Consider the following 610-nt stretch of genomic DNA (forward strand, 5'->3'; position numbering starts at 1 on the left):
TGATATGATTTCCTTGAAAGCTTATCACTCTTATAGAGCGATTCTGGTTCTTTGAGAAAAAAACTAGAAAAATCTATTTTTTCAGGTCTAGTTTTTTGACTATTTGTTATAGCCTGATAGGTTTTTTCTGTTTGTGAAAGTTGTTCTTTTTTTAACGCAAGCTGTTTTTTTAAGAGCTCAATAATTTCCTCTTTTTTTAAAAGCTGAAGGATTTCCGAATATTCTGCTGATAGAGCAGGTTGTGGCGATGGAGCAGGTTGCGACGGTAGAGCAGGTTGCGACTTTTCAGATGGTTTTGGCTTTTTTTTAACTTTAGGTTTAGGACGTCTAATTTTAACATCTCTATTGGGTGTTGAATCTGACAAGCCAGGATATTCCCGATATGATACAACTCCTCCTAATGTGTGGATTTTTACTTTATCTCTATCATACACATGTTTGTTATTTGCATGTGCCAAATTTATCATTTCCAAAAGGGTAGTCATTCCTGTTATAATAAATCGCTTTTTCATCTGTCTCCTCGCTTGATTTCAGCAGGGATTGTTTTATTAATAGGCACGCGGTTCCTATCATTGGGCTGTTTTAGCTTTGGTGCTAATGCACAAGCCGA

At 36.1% G+C, this 610-nt stretch carries 1 protein-coding gene and 1 pseudogene; both read right to left on the reverse strand.

Going from position 1 to position 610, the window contains the following annotated elements; genetic code table 11:
• Positions 1-512 (reverse strand): annotated as a pseudogene (locus tag ACFIMA_RS09945) (hypothetical protein); the annotation flags it as partial.
• The coding region (locus ACFIMA_RS09950; protein WP_375638957.1) for a TrwH protein at positions 509-610 on the reverse strand (102 nt) is incomplete at its 5' end. The gene ACFIMA_RS09950 and the pseudogene ACFIMA_RS09945, both read right to left, overlap by 4 nt.

Source organism: Bartonella sp. AP88HLJMH (genome assembly GCF_042195605.1).
Taxonomy (GTDB): Bacteria; Pseudomonadota; Alphaproteobacteria; order Rhizobiales; family Rhizobiaceae; genus Bartonella.